Annotated in this window: 15 protein-coding genes; 9 read left to right on the forward strand and 6 right to left on the reverse strand. The window is 38.0% G+C overall.

Features of this window, described 5'->3' with window-relative positions; all coding sequences use genetic code 11:
- Positions 1 to 22 precede the first annotated feature (22 nt).
- On the forward strand, positions 23 to 547 hold the full coding sequence (locus BMF77_RS04275) for a TolB family protein (RefSeq protein WP_015081407.1): 525 nt from the start codon (positions 23 to 25) through the stop codon (positions 545 to 547).
- Here BMF77_RS04275 and BMF77_RS04280 read toward each other — a convergent pair whose 3' ends face one another.
- Positions 548 to 751 (reverse strand): hypothetical protein, encoded by a 204-nt coding sequence (locus BMF77_RS04280; protein WP_148760912.1) that lies wholly within the window; start codon positions 749 to 751, stop codon positions 548 to 550. It abuts the gene before it with no gap.
- A gap of 4 nt (positions 752 to 755) precedes the next feature.
- Positions 756 to 1,751, reverse strand: coding sequence for a succinate dehydrogenase/fumarate reductase iron-sulfur subunit (locus tag BMF77_RS04285; RefSeq protein WP_174783179.1), 996 nt, complete (start codon positions 1,749 to 1,751; stop codon positions 756 to 758).
- A 1,234-nt stretch (positions 1,752 to 2,985) separates the two neighbouring features.
- Between BMF77_RS04285 and BMF77_RS04290 the strand changes: the two genes are divergently transcribed.
- Together BMF77_RS04290 and BMF77_RS04295 are read left to right on the forward strand one after the other, a co-directional pair.
- Positions 2,986 to 3,411, forward strand: coding sequence for an AbrB family transcriptional regulator (locus tag BMF77_RS04290; protein ID WP_015081404.1), 426 nt, complete (start codon positions 2,986 to 2,988; stop codon positions 3,409 to 3,411).
- A gap of 197 nt (positions 3,412 to 3,608) precedes the next feature.
- The gene (locus BMF77_RS04295; protein ID WP_210422353.1) at positions 3,609 to 4,478 is read left to right on the forward strand and encodes a CPBP family intramembrane glutamic endopeptidase; all 870 of its coding nucleotides are present in this window, start codon (positions 3,609 to 3,611) and stop codon (positions 4,476 to 4,478) included.
- A 50-nt stretch (positions 4,479 to 4,528) separates the two neighbouring features.
- On the opposite strand, the gene BMF77_RS04300 is transcribed toward BMF77_RS04295, so the two are convergent.
- Positions 4,529 to 4,912, reverse strand: a complete 384-nt coding sequence (locus BMF77_RS04300) for a hypothetical protein (RefSeq protein WP_148760914.1) — start codon at positions 4,910 to 4,912, stop codon at positions 4,529 to 4,531.
- Positions 4,906 to 5,100, reverse strand: coding sequence for a hypothetical protein (locus BMF77_RS27195; protein ID WP_210422295.1), 195 nt, complete (start codon positions 5,098 to 5,100; stop codon positions 4,906 to 4,908). The genes BMF77_RS04300 and BMF77_RS27195 overlap by 7 nt, the downstream gene beginning before the upstream one ends.
- A gap of 44 nt (positions 5,101 to 5,144) precedes the next feature.
- Here BMF77_RS27195 and hslO point away from each other — a divergent pair, with 44 nt between their 5' ends.
- Both hslO and BMF77_RS04315 read left to right on the forward strand, forming a co-directional pair.
- Entirely contained in the window at positions 5,145 to 6,050 is a 906-nt protein-coding gene (gene hslO / locus BMF77_RS04310) for an Hsp33 family molecular chaperone HslO (protein ID WP_148760915.1), read from the forward strand.
- A 164-nt stretch (positions 6,051 to 6,214) separates the two neighbouring features.
- Positions 6,215 to 8,290, forward strand: coding sequence for a chromosome segregation ATPase (locus BMF77_RS04315; RefSeq protein ID WP_148760916.1), 2,076 nt, complete (start codon positions 6,215 to 6,217; stop codon positions 8,288 to 8,290).
- A 417-nt stretch (positions 8,291 to 8,707) separates the two neighbouring features.
- On the opposite strand, the gene crtD is transcribed toward BMF77_RS04315, so the two are convergent.
- Positions 8,708 to 10,222 (reverse strand): C-3',4' desaturase CrtD, encoded by a 1,515-nt coding sequence (crtD, locus tag BMF77_RS04320; RefSeq protein ID WP_148760917.1) that lies wholly within the window; start codon positions 10,220 to 10,222, stop codon positions 8,708 to 8,710.
- A 189-nt stretch (positions 10,223 to 10,411) separates the two neighbouring features.
- Here crtD and BMF77_RS04325 point away from each other — a divergent pair, with 189 nt between their 5' ends.
- The 4 genes from BMF77_RS04325 to BMF77_RS04340 all read left to right on the forward strand — a co-directional run bounded on the left by BMF77_RS04325 (position 10,412) and on the right by BMF77_RS04340 (position 14,770).
- Entirely contained in the window at positions 10,412 to 11,119 is a 708-nt protein-coding gene (locus tag BMF77_RS04325; protein WP_148760919.1) for a hypothetical protein, read from the forward strand.
- A 292-nt stretch (positions 11,120 to 11,411) separates the two neighbouring features.
- Positions 11,412 to 12,797: an AAA family ATPase gene (locus tag BMF77_RS04330; protein WP_168204392.1), complete on the forward strand. Its 1,386-nt coding sequence runs from the start codon at positions 11,412 to 11,414 to the stop codon at positions 12,795 to 12,797.
- The gene (locus BMF77_RS04335) at positions 12,787 to 13,371 is read left to right on the forward strand and encodes a hypothetical protein (RefSeq protein ID WP_148760923.1); all 585 of its coding nucleotides are present in this window, start codon (positions 12,787 to 12,789) and stop codon (positions 13,369 to 13,371) included. The genes BMF77_RS04330 and BMF77_RS04335 overlap by 11 nt, the downstream gene beginning before the upstream one ends.
- A 121-nt stretch (positions 13,372 to 13,492) precedes the next feature.
- Positions 13,493 to 14,770 carry a pitrilysin family protein gene (locus BMF77_RS04340; protein WP_148760925.1) on the forward strand — a complete coding sequence of 426 codons (1,278 nt, stop codon included), beginning with the start codon at positions 13,493 to 13,495 and terminating at the stop codon, positions 14,768 to 14,770.
- A gap of 7 nt (positions 14,771 to 14,777) precedes the next feature.
- On the opposite strand, the gene BMF77_RS04345 is transcribed toward BMF77_RS04340, so the two are convergent.
- Positions 14,778 to 14,927, reverse strand: coding sequence for a hypothetical protein (locus BMF77_RS04345; protein ID WP_246863063.1), 150 nt, complete (start codon positions 14,925 to 14,927; stop codon positions 14,778 to 14,780).
- Positions 14,928 to 15,065: the final 138 nt, after the last annotated feature.

Consider the following 15,065-nt stretch of genomic DNA (forward strand, 5'->3'; position numbering starts at 1 on the left):
CTCCCTGTTCCCTCATCTTTAAATGAATTATAAATTATCAATTATTTTAATTTTATGCTCAACTCTATTAACTGGGTGTTTTGGCTATCCGCGTTTACTCAGTTACCCATTTGATTCTGGGGGTAGGAGTCTTAATAGTTTTTCATCGGAGTTAAATCCGCAAATTTCGGGAAGATATATGGTGTTTACGAGCGATCGCCGAGGCAGTCAAGATGTATATATGTTTGATACGGTGACTCGGAATTTGGTGGATTTACCAGGTTTAAATTCTTTTGATACGATTGCTTCCCATCCTGCATCATCTGATAATGGTAAATTCATTGTTTTTGCTGCTAGTCGTCAAGGACGAACACAAATTGTTTTTTATGATCGAGATGTGCGTCAATTACGAAATTTAGCTGGTGATATCCAAGGAGAAGTCCGCAATCCTACTATTAGTGCTGATGGTAGTAGAATTGCGTTTGAATATAGCAATAATGGACAATGGGATATTTTAGTTTATGACCGTTTTGGGCGAAAATTGAATATTCCTCAAGATCCCAGTTAGTCAGAGGTGCAGAGGAAAGAAATATTCTTTTGCAACTGACAACTGTACGGGCGAAGCATTTGGAGAACTATTTTTGGCAATGAGCGATAATTTATCTTCCAAATGCTTCGCCCCTACTAACAACTGTACGGGCGAAGCATTTGGAGAACTATTTTTGGCAATGAGCGATAATTTATCTTCCAAATGCTTCGCCCCTACTAACAACTGACTAATCAGTATTTTGTACAGATTCGATGAGTGATCGCACTTCCTCAGTACCCTGGGATGGTTCAAAGGAAAGGGGAAATTTGCCTTTGACTAGCATTCTTAAACCTAAAGGTGCAAGACTAAGTAATCCTTGTAAATCGCGGAAATAATTACCAACTACTTGCATCCCAAATTGACGTTCATCAATCCAACCACCTTGTTTGACTAAATCTACTAAAACTTTACGGTGACGAATTGCTCGACTATCACTCGCTTCTTTGCGTTCCAGAATTTCCTGTTTAATTTTGGTGATTTGCTCTAATGGGGCAACTTCCATAGGACAAACTGAATCACAATATAGACAACGAGTACAACCCCAAACTCCTTGAGTTCCTGCGCTATAGTTTTCTAATCGTTCTTCTGTATTACTATCGCGGGAATCTGCCACCATGCGATAGGCTTTAGCTAAGGCATGGGGACCAACAAAGTCAGGATTGACTTCCAGAGCATTACATTCAGAATAACAAGCCCCACACATAATACAATTGCCTGTTTGATCAAGAAGCGATCGCTCTTGAGGCGTTTGTAAGAACTCTCTTTCGGGAACTTGTCTACTTGCTGTACTTACATAAGGGGCAACTTTCTGCAAATTATTCCAAAAACCATTCATATCCACAACCAAATCTTTAATTACAGGCATATTCCCCAAAGGTGCAACTGTAATTTCTGGAGTAGCCTGAGACTGATTTGCCAATGATGATATTTTCTCCAGTCTAGCCAGTTCACTCCCCACATTTTCCTTACAAGCCAAAGCAGAACGCCCATTAATCCGCACAGCACAACTACCACAAATTGTATTGCGGCAATTTTTGCGAAATGCTAAAGTTCCATCTTGTTCCCACTTAATCTGATTGAGACAATCCAGGATAGTATTCCCTGGTTCTACCTCCAAAACGTAGGATTTGAAAACAGGGTGAGAATTTTCTTGTTGTCGAGTAATCTTAAAAATAACTTCCATTATTATCAATCCAAATCTTGGGTTCAAATCTTCTCTATGCCTTACCCACCTCAAAATCATGAAGCTAGGGAGGGATGAAGTCCAAAGCATGAAGTATAAACAGACATTTTCTCTTATGCTTGACTTGACCGCAGGCTTCACCCTTAATCCTTTACACTTAATACTTCTTTCGTCAAGCCCTAGTTATCAAAATTCTACATCTTTAAATATATAGAAGTGTTAAAGCAAGTGAAAATCTTTCCTCATGGCTATCAAATACCCCATAGATGTGGTAAATTTATTCTTCCCCTAGACAGACGTAGATAATCTGACGAGAGCTTTGAATCTGACGGTGATCAATAATGGGGATTTTCCACCCCGGTTTTTGTTTCTAGTCACTGATAGCTGGCGTAGCGAAGCCATAGAAACTCTATAATTTAACTGATTCACTCCAAGAAAGCTAGTCGGAATTAGATTAACTTTCATAAAAGTCTTGACATTCTCCTCATGACAGTATGAAGCCTTGGGAAAATCTCTACTGCATTTTACCTCCTCAACTCCAGCGCGTGAGATCAAAATTTAACCGAAATGTGAATTTTAAATTCAAAAAATATTTTGCTATTATTATTTCATGCTAGTATTTAATAGAAAATTACGAACTAACAAAATTAGAGACAATAACCGCATAAGCACGGCTAACACTTCTAAGTTTACTCGTAATGTAGAGACTGGAAAATTCATGTCTCTACTGGCAGAATAAAAGGGTGTATGTTCGTTAGACCACATACAAATACTAGGCTATCTTCAGCTAAAGAAGAGAATTAGGTGCAAGCCGATAACTCAAAAGCAAGTAAGATTGGCAGTGAATGTGAAAAACCTGTAATTTATTGGCTCTACGACTTTTTTGGAGTAGAACTAACCTGATTTGTAAAGGTGGCTTGAAGTTACACCGATACAACAGCGCCCAAAGAGAAAATAATTTAATTTCTGATGGCCAATGATGGTTAAAAGCGCAGTAAAATTACTGAAATAAATGTTTGTGGTAACTATGACTTAGAAACCTATTATAGATAACTATGATAGAGTCATTCGTTGCTTCCATATCAGCAGGAATTCACCCATCACCCTCATGTTTTGTTTATTTCTGAAGTCCAGTTGCGCTGATTGCTCAATACTGGACTCACAAGAAAATTTTTAAATGGCTAACGCCATGCTACGCTATCAATTTGAAGAGATTAAGGAAAATTAGAACATAATGGCTGAAACCGCAACTGCCCCATTAACTGGAAAAACATTACTAGCGAAAGTTAAAGAACTTTCCACTTTACCACGTCGGGAAAGAGCAAAGCAATGTGGTTATTACACCGTTACTAAAAATAGCCAAGTTCGGGTTAATTTAACAGACTTTTATGATGCTTTATTGTCAGCTAGAGGCATTCCCCTCAGCCCAGAAGCACCAAAAGATGGACGTGGCCGCGAACCGACATACCGGGTTAGTGTTCATCAAAATGGTCAAATTGTGATTGGTGCAACTTACACCAAAGCGATGAACCTAAAGCCCGGTGATGAATTTGAAATTAGACTAGGTTACAAACATATTCACTTAATTCAACTTGGTGAAGGTGACAAACAATTAACCCAGTCAGATGATGGTGCTGATGAATCAGACGCAGAAGAATAAATTTTTTCACCTATCAGGGCTAGTTTTTCCGTTAATGCTGAAAAATTTATCCCTAAAGCTACCGCTAATTAGTAGCTGTAGTTAAATAATTTCAGTGGCATAAGACATAAAAAACGTTTTGGCCTCTTCCATTAGTCACAAATTCTAGTAGAGTCTTGATGAATAATCAAGAAATCTGTTGTTGCAGGAAGTTAGTCATGTTTTTTATGTCTATTGCGCTGTCATTTTTAGAGTTATCGGCCAATCCTTTGCTGGAGTTTCTCAAAGATACACCAGTATTTTTGGTCATGGCTTTTTTTATTGTTTGGATAGGTTGCTGGTTGCCATTGGTAGCAATTTTAGCCATTACCTTAAATTGGCAAATACATAAATCTTTACAACCTGAGCAAAAAATTCCTTTATTAGTATCTCTCTATTTATTAGTCCCTCTCATTCTCTGGGGATTCCAATGGTTGAAATTGGGTTCTTTCCCTGATTATGGATTAGTAGGGGAAGTTTCTATTTTCGCTTCTTTATTGCTAGGTTTTGGCTTGGGTGTTTTCAGTCTAGCTATCGTATTTCTTGGGCAAATTTGCGCTGGTTGGTGCTATTTAGAAAAATCTCATCTCAAGTTAATACCATCTAGTTTATTGACAATTTCCCTAGTGGCTTTGTTTGTGGGGGGAATCGAAGAACTGGTATTTCGGGGCTTTATATTCACTCAATTAGAACAGAATTATTCAATTTGGTTAGCTGCAATTATTTCTAGCTCGATTTTTGCTGTCTTACATTTGGTCTGGGAACAAACAGAAACTCTTCCTCAACTGCCTGGATTATGGCTCATGGGTATGGTATTGGTATTAGCCAGATTAGCTGATGGGCATAATTTAGGGATAGCTTGGGGACTTCATGCTGGTTGGGTATGGGCGATCGCTACTATAGATACAGCAGGATTAATCACCTATACAGATAAAGTTTCTGCATGGGTGACAGGTATCAATAAAAAACCCCTCGCGGGGTTAACAGGAATTATGTGTGTTTCGGCGACGGGGGGAGTGCTTTTATGGGTATCTGGAATTTTTAATTAGTGTTTTTCGCGCAAAGTCGCAAAGAAGCAAAGGCGCAAAGAATAGAAGAATTACTTGATTGTGGTTAAGAATTGGCGTAAGCTGACTAAGCTCAGGGTTTGTCCTAAGTTTAGGGGTAGGATGGATATGCCTTCTAATCGGGATTGTATCCAGCCTTCTCCCCAGTACCATTCGTGAAAGCCGTCAATGCCTCCACTCAGTAGTAAGCGCAGACAATTGGGTTTTACTACGTCTACTCGATGATGAATAGATATGGGACCTGTGTGAGTAGTAAATTCAAATCCTGACGGTAATTCTGTGGGCATTTCTGGGGGGAAACTTTGCCCCAATAGCCATTTTTTTAGTTGTGCAGGATGCAAAATACTGTCATGAATGGCATTGGCTGATGCTGCGATTTCAATACGGATTTGGCTTTGTTGAAATGTACCTAGCATAGTAATTGGTAATTGGTAATTGGTAATTGGTAATTGGTAATTGGTAATTGGTAATTGGTAATTGGTAATTGGGTAATTTCCTTCTTCCTTCCTTCTTCCTTCCTTCCTTCTTCCTCCTGACTCGGTGACTCCTGACTCGGTGACTCCTGACTCGGTGACTCCTTCTTCCTTCTCCTGACTCGAAACAACTTAGAATATAAAAGTCATCTTGTAAAGAATTGTAAGGTTTTTCATGGCAGATCAATTGATTCGTGCGACTGCGGCGGATGGTGGTATTAAGGCTGTAGGCGTGATTACCACCCGGTTAACAGAAGAGGCTAGACAACGCCATAAATTATCTTATGTGGCTACAGCAGCTTTGGGAAGAAGTATGGCGGCTGGTTTGTTGATGGCTTCCAGTATGAAACGGGTCGGTTCTAGGGTAAATGTGCGAGTTAAGGGCGATGGTCTTTTAGGTGGTATATTGGCAGATGCGGGCTTAGATGGCACTGTTAGGGGCTATGTTGGTAATCCCTCTGTGGAATTGCCTCCCAATGATCAGGGTAAACTAGATGTTGGGGGGGCAGTGGGTACAGGTTTTCTTTATGTAGTCCGCGATATTGGCCATGGCTTTCCTTACTCTAGTACGGTAGAACTTGTTTCTGGGGAAATAGGTGACGATGTTGCTCACTATTTAGCAAGTTCTGAACAAACTCCTTCCGCTTTAGTTTTGGGTGTGTTTGTGGGAGAACAGGGTGTGACGGCTGCCGGAGGAATATTGATACAGGTGTTACCGAAAGCTGCGAGGGATGAGGAGTTAGTGGCTACATTAGAATCACGGGTTTCGGCTTTATCCGGGTTTACGCCATTACTGCAAGCAGGTAAAACACTGACAGAAATTTTTAACGATTTGTTAGGAGATATGGGATTGAACATATTTCCGGAAACTCAGATGTTACGCTTTCATTGTGGCTGCTCTTTTGATCGGGTGCTAGGGGCGCTGAAAATATTGGGAGAAGCGGAACTACAAGACATGATTGTGAAAGATAATGGTGCAGAAGCAACTTGTGAGTTTTGCGGTAATATTTATCAAGCAAGTAGTGATGATTTAACCCAGTTAATTGGAGATTTGCAAAGAGAATCTGCAATTTCTGGTTAATGTAACTAGTCACACTCAAACCAAAAAACAGTAATGTTATTGATGAGGGTGATGAATTTTTTGGATGGGTTTTTCTAGATGGGAAAGTTAGGATAGCAAACATAAAATTATCTATATTGATCTACCTACTTTCATATCGCTATTCAATTAGTGTGGTGTGAGCAATGACAGAGCGGGATATTCCAGATAATTGGTCTTCGGACCAAGCAGGAGAACCAATTGGGTTTGAACCCAACTATATATCAAATAATCAAACTGCTGATACCGCTGCAATTGGTGCTAATTCTCAGTCCATGAAGAAAAGCAAAAAGCCAGATGGCACAGGTTTGGCGATAAATGATAATTCAGAATCTACTTTTAATCTCAGTGTTTTAATTGAGAAATTGCCCCCTTGGACTAAAAATTGGGTAGTTTGGGCAGCAGTATTAACTTTAATTCCTGGAAGTATGGGTTTTCTCGCTCTATCCATCCTGTTTAAGTTACCATCTGCCCCTAATTGTCCACAGATTTTCTGGCCTTTGGCTAGTGCGTCAGTGAGGGTACACTGCGCTCAGTTGGCGGCTTCTAAGCAAACTATTAATGATTTGCTGCAAGCGATTACTCTCGTCAAGCAATTGCCAGAAAATCACCCACTACGAGGCGAAATTAATCGTCTTTTGGAGGAATGGTCACGGGATATTTTAAAATTAGCTGATCAGAGTTTCCAAGGAGGGAATTTGGAGGAAGCGATCGCTACAGCCCGAAAAATTCCTCCTGATGTCAAGGTTAGTGAACTGGTTGAAGAACAAATTCAAAAATGGCAAACGATTTGGTCAAAGGCTGAAGGAATTTACCAAGAAGCTGAAAAAGAATTGCGTCAACGACATTGGCAATCGGCTTTTATGCTCACAGCTAAATTACTGCGGGTAGATAATAAATACTGGGCAAGCACTAAATATGATCAATTAAATAACATTATTGTTACAGCGCGGGAAGATGGGGATAAACTTTACAAAGCAGAAGATTTAGCAAAGAGTCGCAATTTAGATAATTTACTCAAAGCTATTAAACTAGCTGAGGCGATTAAACCGGATAGTTATTTATATCAAAAAGCCAAAGAGTTAATATCAGGATTTGCTCGAAAAATGCTCACACTCGCACAAGCAAAGATGAAAGAGCGAAATGCGGATGCAGCATTGGAAATTGCCCGACAAATTCCGCCTATTCCTGAATTACAAGCGGAAGTTGATGATTTTATGGTTTTGGGTGAAGCCCAAAGAAGTGCTTTTATTGGGACTGCGGCTGGGTTAGAAACCGCGATTGCTCAAGCGCAACAAATAGATGCTTCTAGGGATGTTTATAATGAGGCACAACAATTAATTGCGCGTTGGCAATTAGAAATTGAAGATGTTTCTCGGTTAGAGAAAGCCCGAAATCTCGCCAGTCAAGGCACGGTTAATGATTTAACAGCAGCTATTTCGGAAGTACAGCTAATTCCTGGGAATAATCCCCGTGGTACAGAAGCCCGTCAAGAAATTGGCCGTTGGCGTGGACAAGTGGAAACGATTGAAGATAGACCATATTTAGATCGGGCAGAACAAATAGCCATTGGTGAGGATGTTAACTCATTGCAAACAGCGATCGCTGAACTTAATCAAATTCGTTCTGGACGAGCATTATATCCAGAAGCCAGAAAAAAGATGAGGCTATGGACGGCTAAAATTGAGCGCATTCAAGATCAACCATATTTAGATCAAGCCAAGGCATTAGCCGACAGTGGTAATTTAACAACGGCTATTAGTGAAGCCCAAAAAATCGCCTCTTCAGGACGCGCTTTATCAAGTGAAGCCCAATCATCTATAGATACTTGGCAAGACCAAATTCGCGCTAAAGAGAGTTGGCAAAAGGCCAAGCAAGTTGCAGTTACTGGCACACCAGAAGCTTTAAGTGAAGCTATCCAGTTGGCAAATCGGGTATCTAGTCGTAACAGTTTACGTTTAGATGTGAATATTGCTATTGACCAGTGGAGTCAACAGTTGTTAGAAATGGCACGTTCTCAAAGTGAGGTAGATGTGGCTAAAGCAATTGATACAGCCAAGTTAATTCCTCGTGGTAGTAGTGCTTACACTGACTCTCGAGAACAAATTAGAACTTGGCGGCAACTTATGATTCCCAAATCCCCTCCTAGTCCGTCTGTGGAATCTATACCTGAACTAACACCAGCAGTTCCAGAATCTCAGCCTTCAGGAAGTCCTAATTAATTGATAAAGGAAAGCCTCTAGCCTTCATCCCTTGTCTAAAGCACAGATGTAGCTGACTAAGTCAGCTACATCTTCAAGGGTTTTCGGAATTTCACTTATAATTTTGCTAATTTTAAGTATGAATTATACTAAACACGGGTGAGATTTAAACTTTTGCCAAATGACAAAGAACCCAGATGTGTAGGGGTTTAGCAGTGCTAAACCCCTACGGTTAGAATCAAACAATCAAGCCGTTTTGAGTATAGCCTCACGCAAAGGCGCAAAGTGAGGAATCCTTATATTGCTGTCGTTACCATAGTTTATTTTTCTACGGGTAATATATCTAATACTACCATAGTATTGGTAAATTCATTACTGCTAAACTAGCTGAAAAATAATTCTCTGTGTTCTCCGCGCCTCTGCGTGAAAAAAATAATTCTACCCTTGAGCTTGAATTTGTCTAACTACCGTCAAAGCCGAATAACTCACCCCCGCAGTTCCCTCTCCAGGATGAGTAGAATCACCAACTAACCACAAATTATTAATGGGAGTCCGATTAGCAAAACCAAAGGGTCCAAAGGTAGGAATTCTTTGACCAATACCGCCCACAATTCCCTTTTCTCTGCCTGTATAATGAGCAAAGGTGCGAGGTGTGGCTGCTTCTACATAAATGATAGTTTCTGGCTTTAAATAGAAATATTCAGAAAGTTTGGATATTGCTTCTTGGGTGAATTTTTGTTTTAACTCTTCATAATTTTGAGTTTCCCACCAGGTCGTAAAATCAACAAAGGAAGAAGCGATAATTGTGGCTTTTCCTAATGGTGCGCGGCCATCTCCTTCATGACTCACAGATACAAATAGGGAATTGTTTTCTCCAATGGGTTTATTTACATCATATAAAAATTGTAAATGCGGTGGACAATTAGGAGGAATTGCACTTTTATCTACACCTAAATAAATCACAAATGCACCGGAAGCTGGTGGGAGTTTTTCTACTCTTTGTTTATATCCAGATGGAGCATTTTCTCCTAATAATTGGACTAAGTTCTGAACGGTGACATTACCAATGATATGATCTGCTGATTCTGTCCAAGTTTCCCCGGTTTTCTGATTTTTAATATTTACGGATTTAGCTTGGTTATTTTCAACTTGGATTTTTTCAACGGTGTGGCGCATTAATAGTTTACCACCATCTCGTTCTAAGGATTCTACCAAGCGATCGCTCAATACTTGCATACTTCCTTGGAGATGAAATAAACCTTGGGGTAATTGGGATACACTCAAAGCCGTTGCTGCATAAAGTAAAGCTGTTTCTTCCGCACTGACTTGAGAATATAACTTGAGTTGTAAATCTAAAAATGTCCGCAGTCTTTGATCATTTCCTAAACCACATAATCGCAAAGCATCACCAACAGTAAATAAAGTGAAAGGTGCGGTAATAAATGTACTCGGACGCACTGCTTTGATTAATTGTCCTAAATCCCATAAATTCCGGGGTGGTAAAACAGGATCACGTCCTTGAAATTCCCAACTAGCATTAAATAAAGTGGTTAATAATTGCCAAAAAGGTTCACTTCCCGGAAACTGTTTTTGGCGTTCTGCTTGCCATTTTTGCGAATCACGCCAGACATTAATGGGTGTGGACTCTCCGGGAAGATATACAGCACAGGCTGGGTCGCAAGGTGTAGCTGCGGGTAATTCTATATTTAATTCTGAGAAAATGCGGTGATGAATTCCCCCAGGTTCTAAACCTGCAACTTGCGTCGCACCAACATCAAAGGTAAATCCCTGACGTTTGAATGTGGAAGCGCAACCACCGGGAACTATGGCTTGGTCGAGGATAAGGACGTTATAACCTCTATGGGCTAATAATGCTCCGGCTGTAAGTCCACCTATACCCGCACCGATGACGATGACGCGGGATTGATTTTTTGTGTGAGTAGGATTTGTCATAATTCTTAATATTACTAATTATTAGTTTACAATAAATCAATCTCTAAAGCTAAAAGTTAAGTATAAGCACTGTATACTCAGGTTGATTACTGATTATTTAGATCAATAATTACAAATACGTTACTTTTCACTTATACTAGATTGGACAGTGTTTATACTGTTAATCAATTCAGCCATAACCAGAAGTGTATGAGTAATAGTTTACAACTCACAGAAATAGCAATTTCTCTCGTAGCGAAAAATCTCAATCCCGCAGTTCTCAACCCAGATTTCCTCAAATATACAGGGATTATTCCTTCAGACTGGGAACTAGCAAATCAACCAGTTTACAATAATAATTTAGTTCAGTTGGTTTATAAAAACGGTGTGGGAATCATTGTTCAACCTAACCGACTGAATGTGTTAGAGATGATAGCAGGGAAACCACCAGCAGAAATTCAACTCGCCACAGTTGCACGACAATTGGTTGAAAAATTATCCCAAGTAGAGTATCAAGCAGTAGGAATTAACCCCAAAGCAGTTGTCGGTTTTACATCAGAAGCCGATGCTCATCAATATATATGTGGTAGACTTTTAGCCCCAGGTTCTTGGCAGGAATTTGGAGGAAGTAAAGTCAATGCTGGATTAGAGTTAAGTTATCCCTTAAAACGGGGAGTTCTGAATTTAGCTATTAATCAAGTAAATGTCCAGTTTGGGGAACAGGTAACACCAGCTATTTTATTTTCTGGTAACTTGAATTATCCTCTCACCGGAAATACCGTTACGGAAAGAATACAAGACTTACAACAAATAATTGCTAATTGGCAAAATGATGTCAACATTTTCCAGCAATTGTTAGTCGAGAAATTCTTATCATCTTCCCCAGCACAACAAATCAGTGCTTCAGTATTTTCATAATGAATAAATAAGTAGTGTAGAGACATTTCTTATTTTTCTATTGTGTGGGTTGGGCATTTGTCCCAACCTAATTATTCTTGAATAAATTTAGGACTTACGCAAAACATCTCTCAAATCCTCATTTCTCCGTGACCTCTGTGCCTCTGTGGTTCGTTATTCCATGAGTCTTGCGTAAGTCCTAAAATTAATTATTAATTAGGCATGATAAATGATAAGTTGTTGTGCATTTAATTTTTATAAATTGTGAAACATGGTACAATGGTTGGTTGTTTATGAGAGGAAGTTATTTGTTATGTTAAAAACAAAAGTTTTTTTTAATAATCTTGGAGTTATAAAAAAAGGAAACTTAGAACTAAATGATTTTACGTTACTCTGTGGTGCTAACAATACAGGGAAAACCTATGTAATGTATTCTTTATACGGACTAATTGATTATAGTTTTGAAGTAAATTTTAATTTTGTAGAGAATCTTGTTAATCAATTGAGTCAAGAACCAGTTTATCAATACAATATTAAAAATCTAATCGGCGATAATTTAGATGATATTCTAGAAGAAATAACACGGGGTATTAGCAAAAATTTACCCAATATATTTGGAACTAAGCTTAATGAATTTAATCAAACTCAAATTAAATTAGAACTTGATATTGATTTAATTTTAACCAATCTAACTAATCAAAACTGGCAACGTCGCCTAAGTTTAGGAAATAAAGAATCAGACTGGTTTTTAGATATTCAAAAATCAGAAAATGATCCTAATATAACTTTTACAATGCGAGATAAAGGTATTCCCCATAGATTATTGATAGAGTTCATATCTGCCTATATTGCTCTTTTGATTTTCAACCAGAACGATAGCATGAATACTCATAATTGTTTTTTAATTCCTGCTGAACGTGCGGGACTTAATTTATTTTTTAAAGAGTTATCAAGTATTCGTAATCGTCTAATACATGATTCACAGAAAGACAATATTAATTCGATGGAAGTTTTAAAAGATATTGTTAAATCTCGTTATGCAGAACCAATTTCTGATTATCTTGAGTTTCTGAATGAATTAAATAATACTAAAGAGCAAGAAAGTGATTATCAAATACAAGCACAATACATTCAAAAAAATATCATTAAGGGTAAATATGAAGTAGATCATTATGGAGATATATTTTTCTTGCCTGATCAAAGTAATAAGAAAAAAATGCCTTTACATTTTACTTCATCTACCGTTAAAACTCTATTTAGCTTAGTTTTTTATCTGGAACATCTAGCTCAACCAGGAGATTATTTAATGATTGATGAACCCGAATTAAGTTTACATCCAGATAATCAACGTAATCTAGCAAGAGTCTTAGGAAAATTGGTGAATAGTGGTGTTAAAGTAGTAGTAAGTACCCATAGTCCTTATTTTGTCCGTGAATTAAATAATCTGATTATGTTAAGCAAATCTTTTGAAAAATCTAACGAATTGCGTCAGCGTTATGGTTATGAAGCTGATGAGTGTTTAAACCCTGAAAAAGTATCTGCTTATCTATTTGCTGATAATACTATCAAACAAATGGAAGTTGATAATAATGAAGGTATTATTGCAGAAACTTTTGATAATGTAATTAATAATCTTAACCAATCTTCCAATGAAATTTACTATGCTTCTCAAGAAGAGGAAGATGGGGATGCCGAGTAAAACTTTAATTGATATAGTAAAGGATGTAATTATAGAAGATCTACATTTAATTACCAATGAAGATGATTTGAGTATTGTGATTGAAGAACAACATGAACAAGCACAATGTCGTTTTGTAAAGATTAATTTAAAGAAATCAATATCTTATTTTGGATTTTCAATAGATAAACACACACAAGGCGGAAAAACTGATCCTATATATCCTTTCTTTAATCCCAAATATCAAGGTATTTGTTCTAAAAATGATGCTATTTTATTTTTGCAAAAATCAAATAAAGTTTATGTTTTGTTGATAGAAATGAAATCTACAAATCTCGGAAATTACTTAAATCAATTAAAAGCAGGTAAGAGCTTCGTTGATTTTGTTTTACAACGCATTCATATCTTTGATAAAATCAATACCGAAGTTGAATTTAGAGGATTATTATTTTCATGTCGTCAGATACCAAATGAGGGAACAACTAAAAAACAAAAAGTTACATTTGAAAATAGAAACGGTTTATTAGTTTCGGAGAATCCAGGGAATAATACTTACTATATACAACAATTTATAGAGAAAATAAATGAGGTTTGAGACTAAGGAAAAAACTAATCAATAAGATTCTTAACTTCTTTCAAAAGTCTTGACAATGTTTACACCATCAAGAAAGTTGTAGGATATAGGAAGTAACAAAGCTCTTCACTCACCACAAGCAATGACATCAACTCTGCTAAATTTTCCGCGTCTTAACGCACCTACTCTGCACCATCTGCCAAATGGTTTAACCATTATCGCCGAACAAATGCCAATAGACGCGGTTAATCTCAATTTATGGGTCAAAACCGGTTCAGCAATGGAGTCAGATGCGATTAATGGCATGGCTCACTTTTTAGAACACATGATTTTTAAGGGTACACAGAAGTTAATTAGTGGTGAATTTGAGCGCCGGATTGAAGAGCGCGGTGCTGTCACTAATGCTGCCACCAGCCAAGATTATACTCACTATTATACCACAACTGCCCCTAAAGATTTTGCCGAATTAGCACCTTTACAAATAGATGTTGTTTGTAATCCTAGTATTCCTGATGATGCTTTTGAACGAGAACGTTTAGTAGTTTTAGAAGAAATTAGACGTTCTGAGGATAACCCCCGACGGCGAATTTCTCGTCATGTCATGGAAACCGCTTTTGATACCTTACCCTATCGTCGTCCCGTACTTGGACCAGAAGCAGTTGTTTCTCAAGTTCAACCGCAACAAATGCGAGATTTTCATGCTCATTGGTATCAACCTCAGTCAATTACAGCAGTCGCTGTGGGTAATTTACCAGTAGAAGAATTAGTAGAAATTATCGCCGAAGAATTTAGTAAAAATTATCAACAAACAACCAACAAACTAACATCAATAGCAGCAATTACTGAACCTGCATTTACAGAAATAGTCCGCAGGGAAGTTGTTGATGAAACTCTTCAACAAGCCAGACTAGTAATGATGTGGCGAGTACCTGGATTGATGGAATTAGATGAAACTTATGCACTTGATGTTTTAGCAGGAATTTTAGGACATGGGAGAACATCTAGATTAGTGCGAGATTTACGGGAAGAACGGGGATTAGTATCTTCAATTTCTGTGAGTAATATGAGTAATTTATTGCAAGGTGTGTTTTCGATTTCTGCTAAATGTGATGTCGAAAATTTAGCGGTTGTGGAAGCAGGTATTATTCAACATCTTCGCACATTACAAACAGAATTTGTCAAAGAATCAGAAATTGCCCGTGTTCAACAACGTGTAGCCAATCGGTTTATATTTGGGAATGAAACACCAAGTGATCGCGCTGGGTTGTATGGTTATTATCAGTCATTAATTGGTGATTTAGAACCAGCTTTTAATTACCCCCAATATATTCAAGCACAGGCAGGAACTGATTTAATCCAAGCTGCAAAAGATTATCTTTCCCCAGATGCTTATGGTGTTGTTGTCATCAAACCTATTTAATGATTTGTCATTTGTCATTAGTCATTGGTAATCTGTTCTTAACAACTGACAACTCTACGGGCGAAGCATTTGGAGAACTATTTTTGGCAATGACCGATAATTTATCTTCCAAATGCTTCGCCCCTACTGACAACTGACAACTGTACGGGCGAAGCATTTGGAGAACTATTTTTGGCAATGACCGATAATTTATCTTCCAAATGCTTCGCCCCTACTAACAACTAACCACTGTACGGGCGAAGCATTTGGAGGACTATTTTTGGCAATGACCGATAATTTATCTTCCAAATGCTTC

The organism is Dolichospermum sp. UHCC 0315A (genome assembly GCF_008121535.1).
Lineage (GTDB): Bacteria > Cyanobacteriota > Cyanobacteriia > Cyanobacteriales > Nostocaceae > Dolichospermum > Dolichospermum lemmermannii.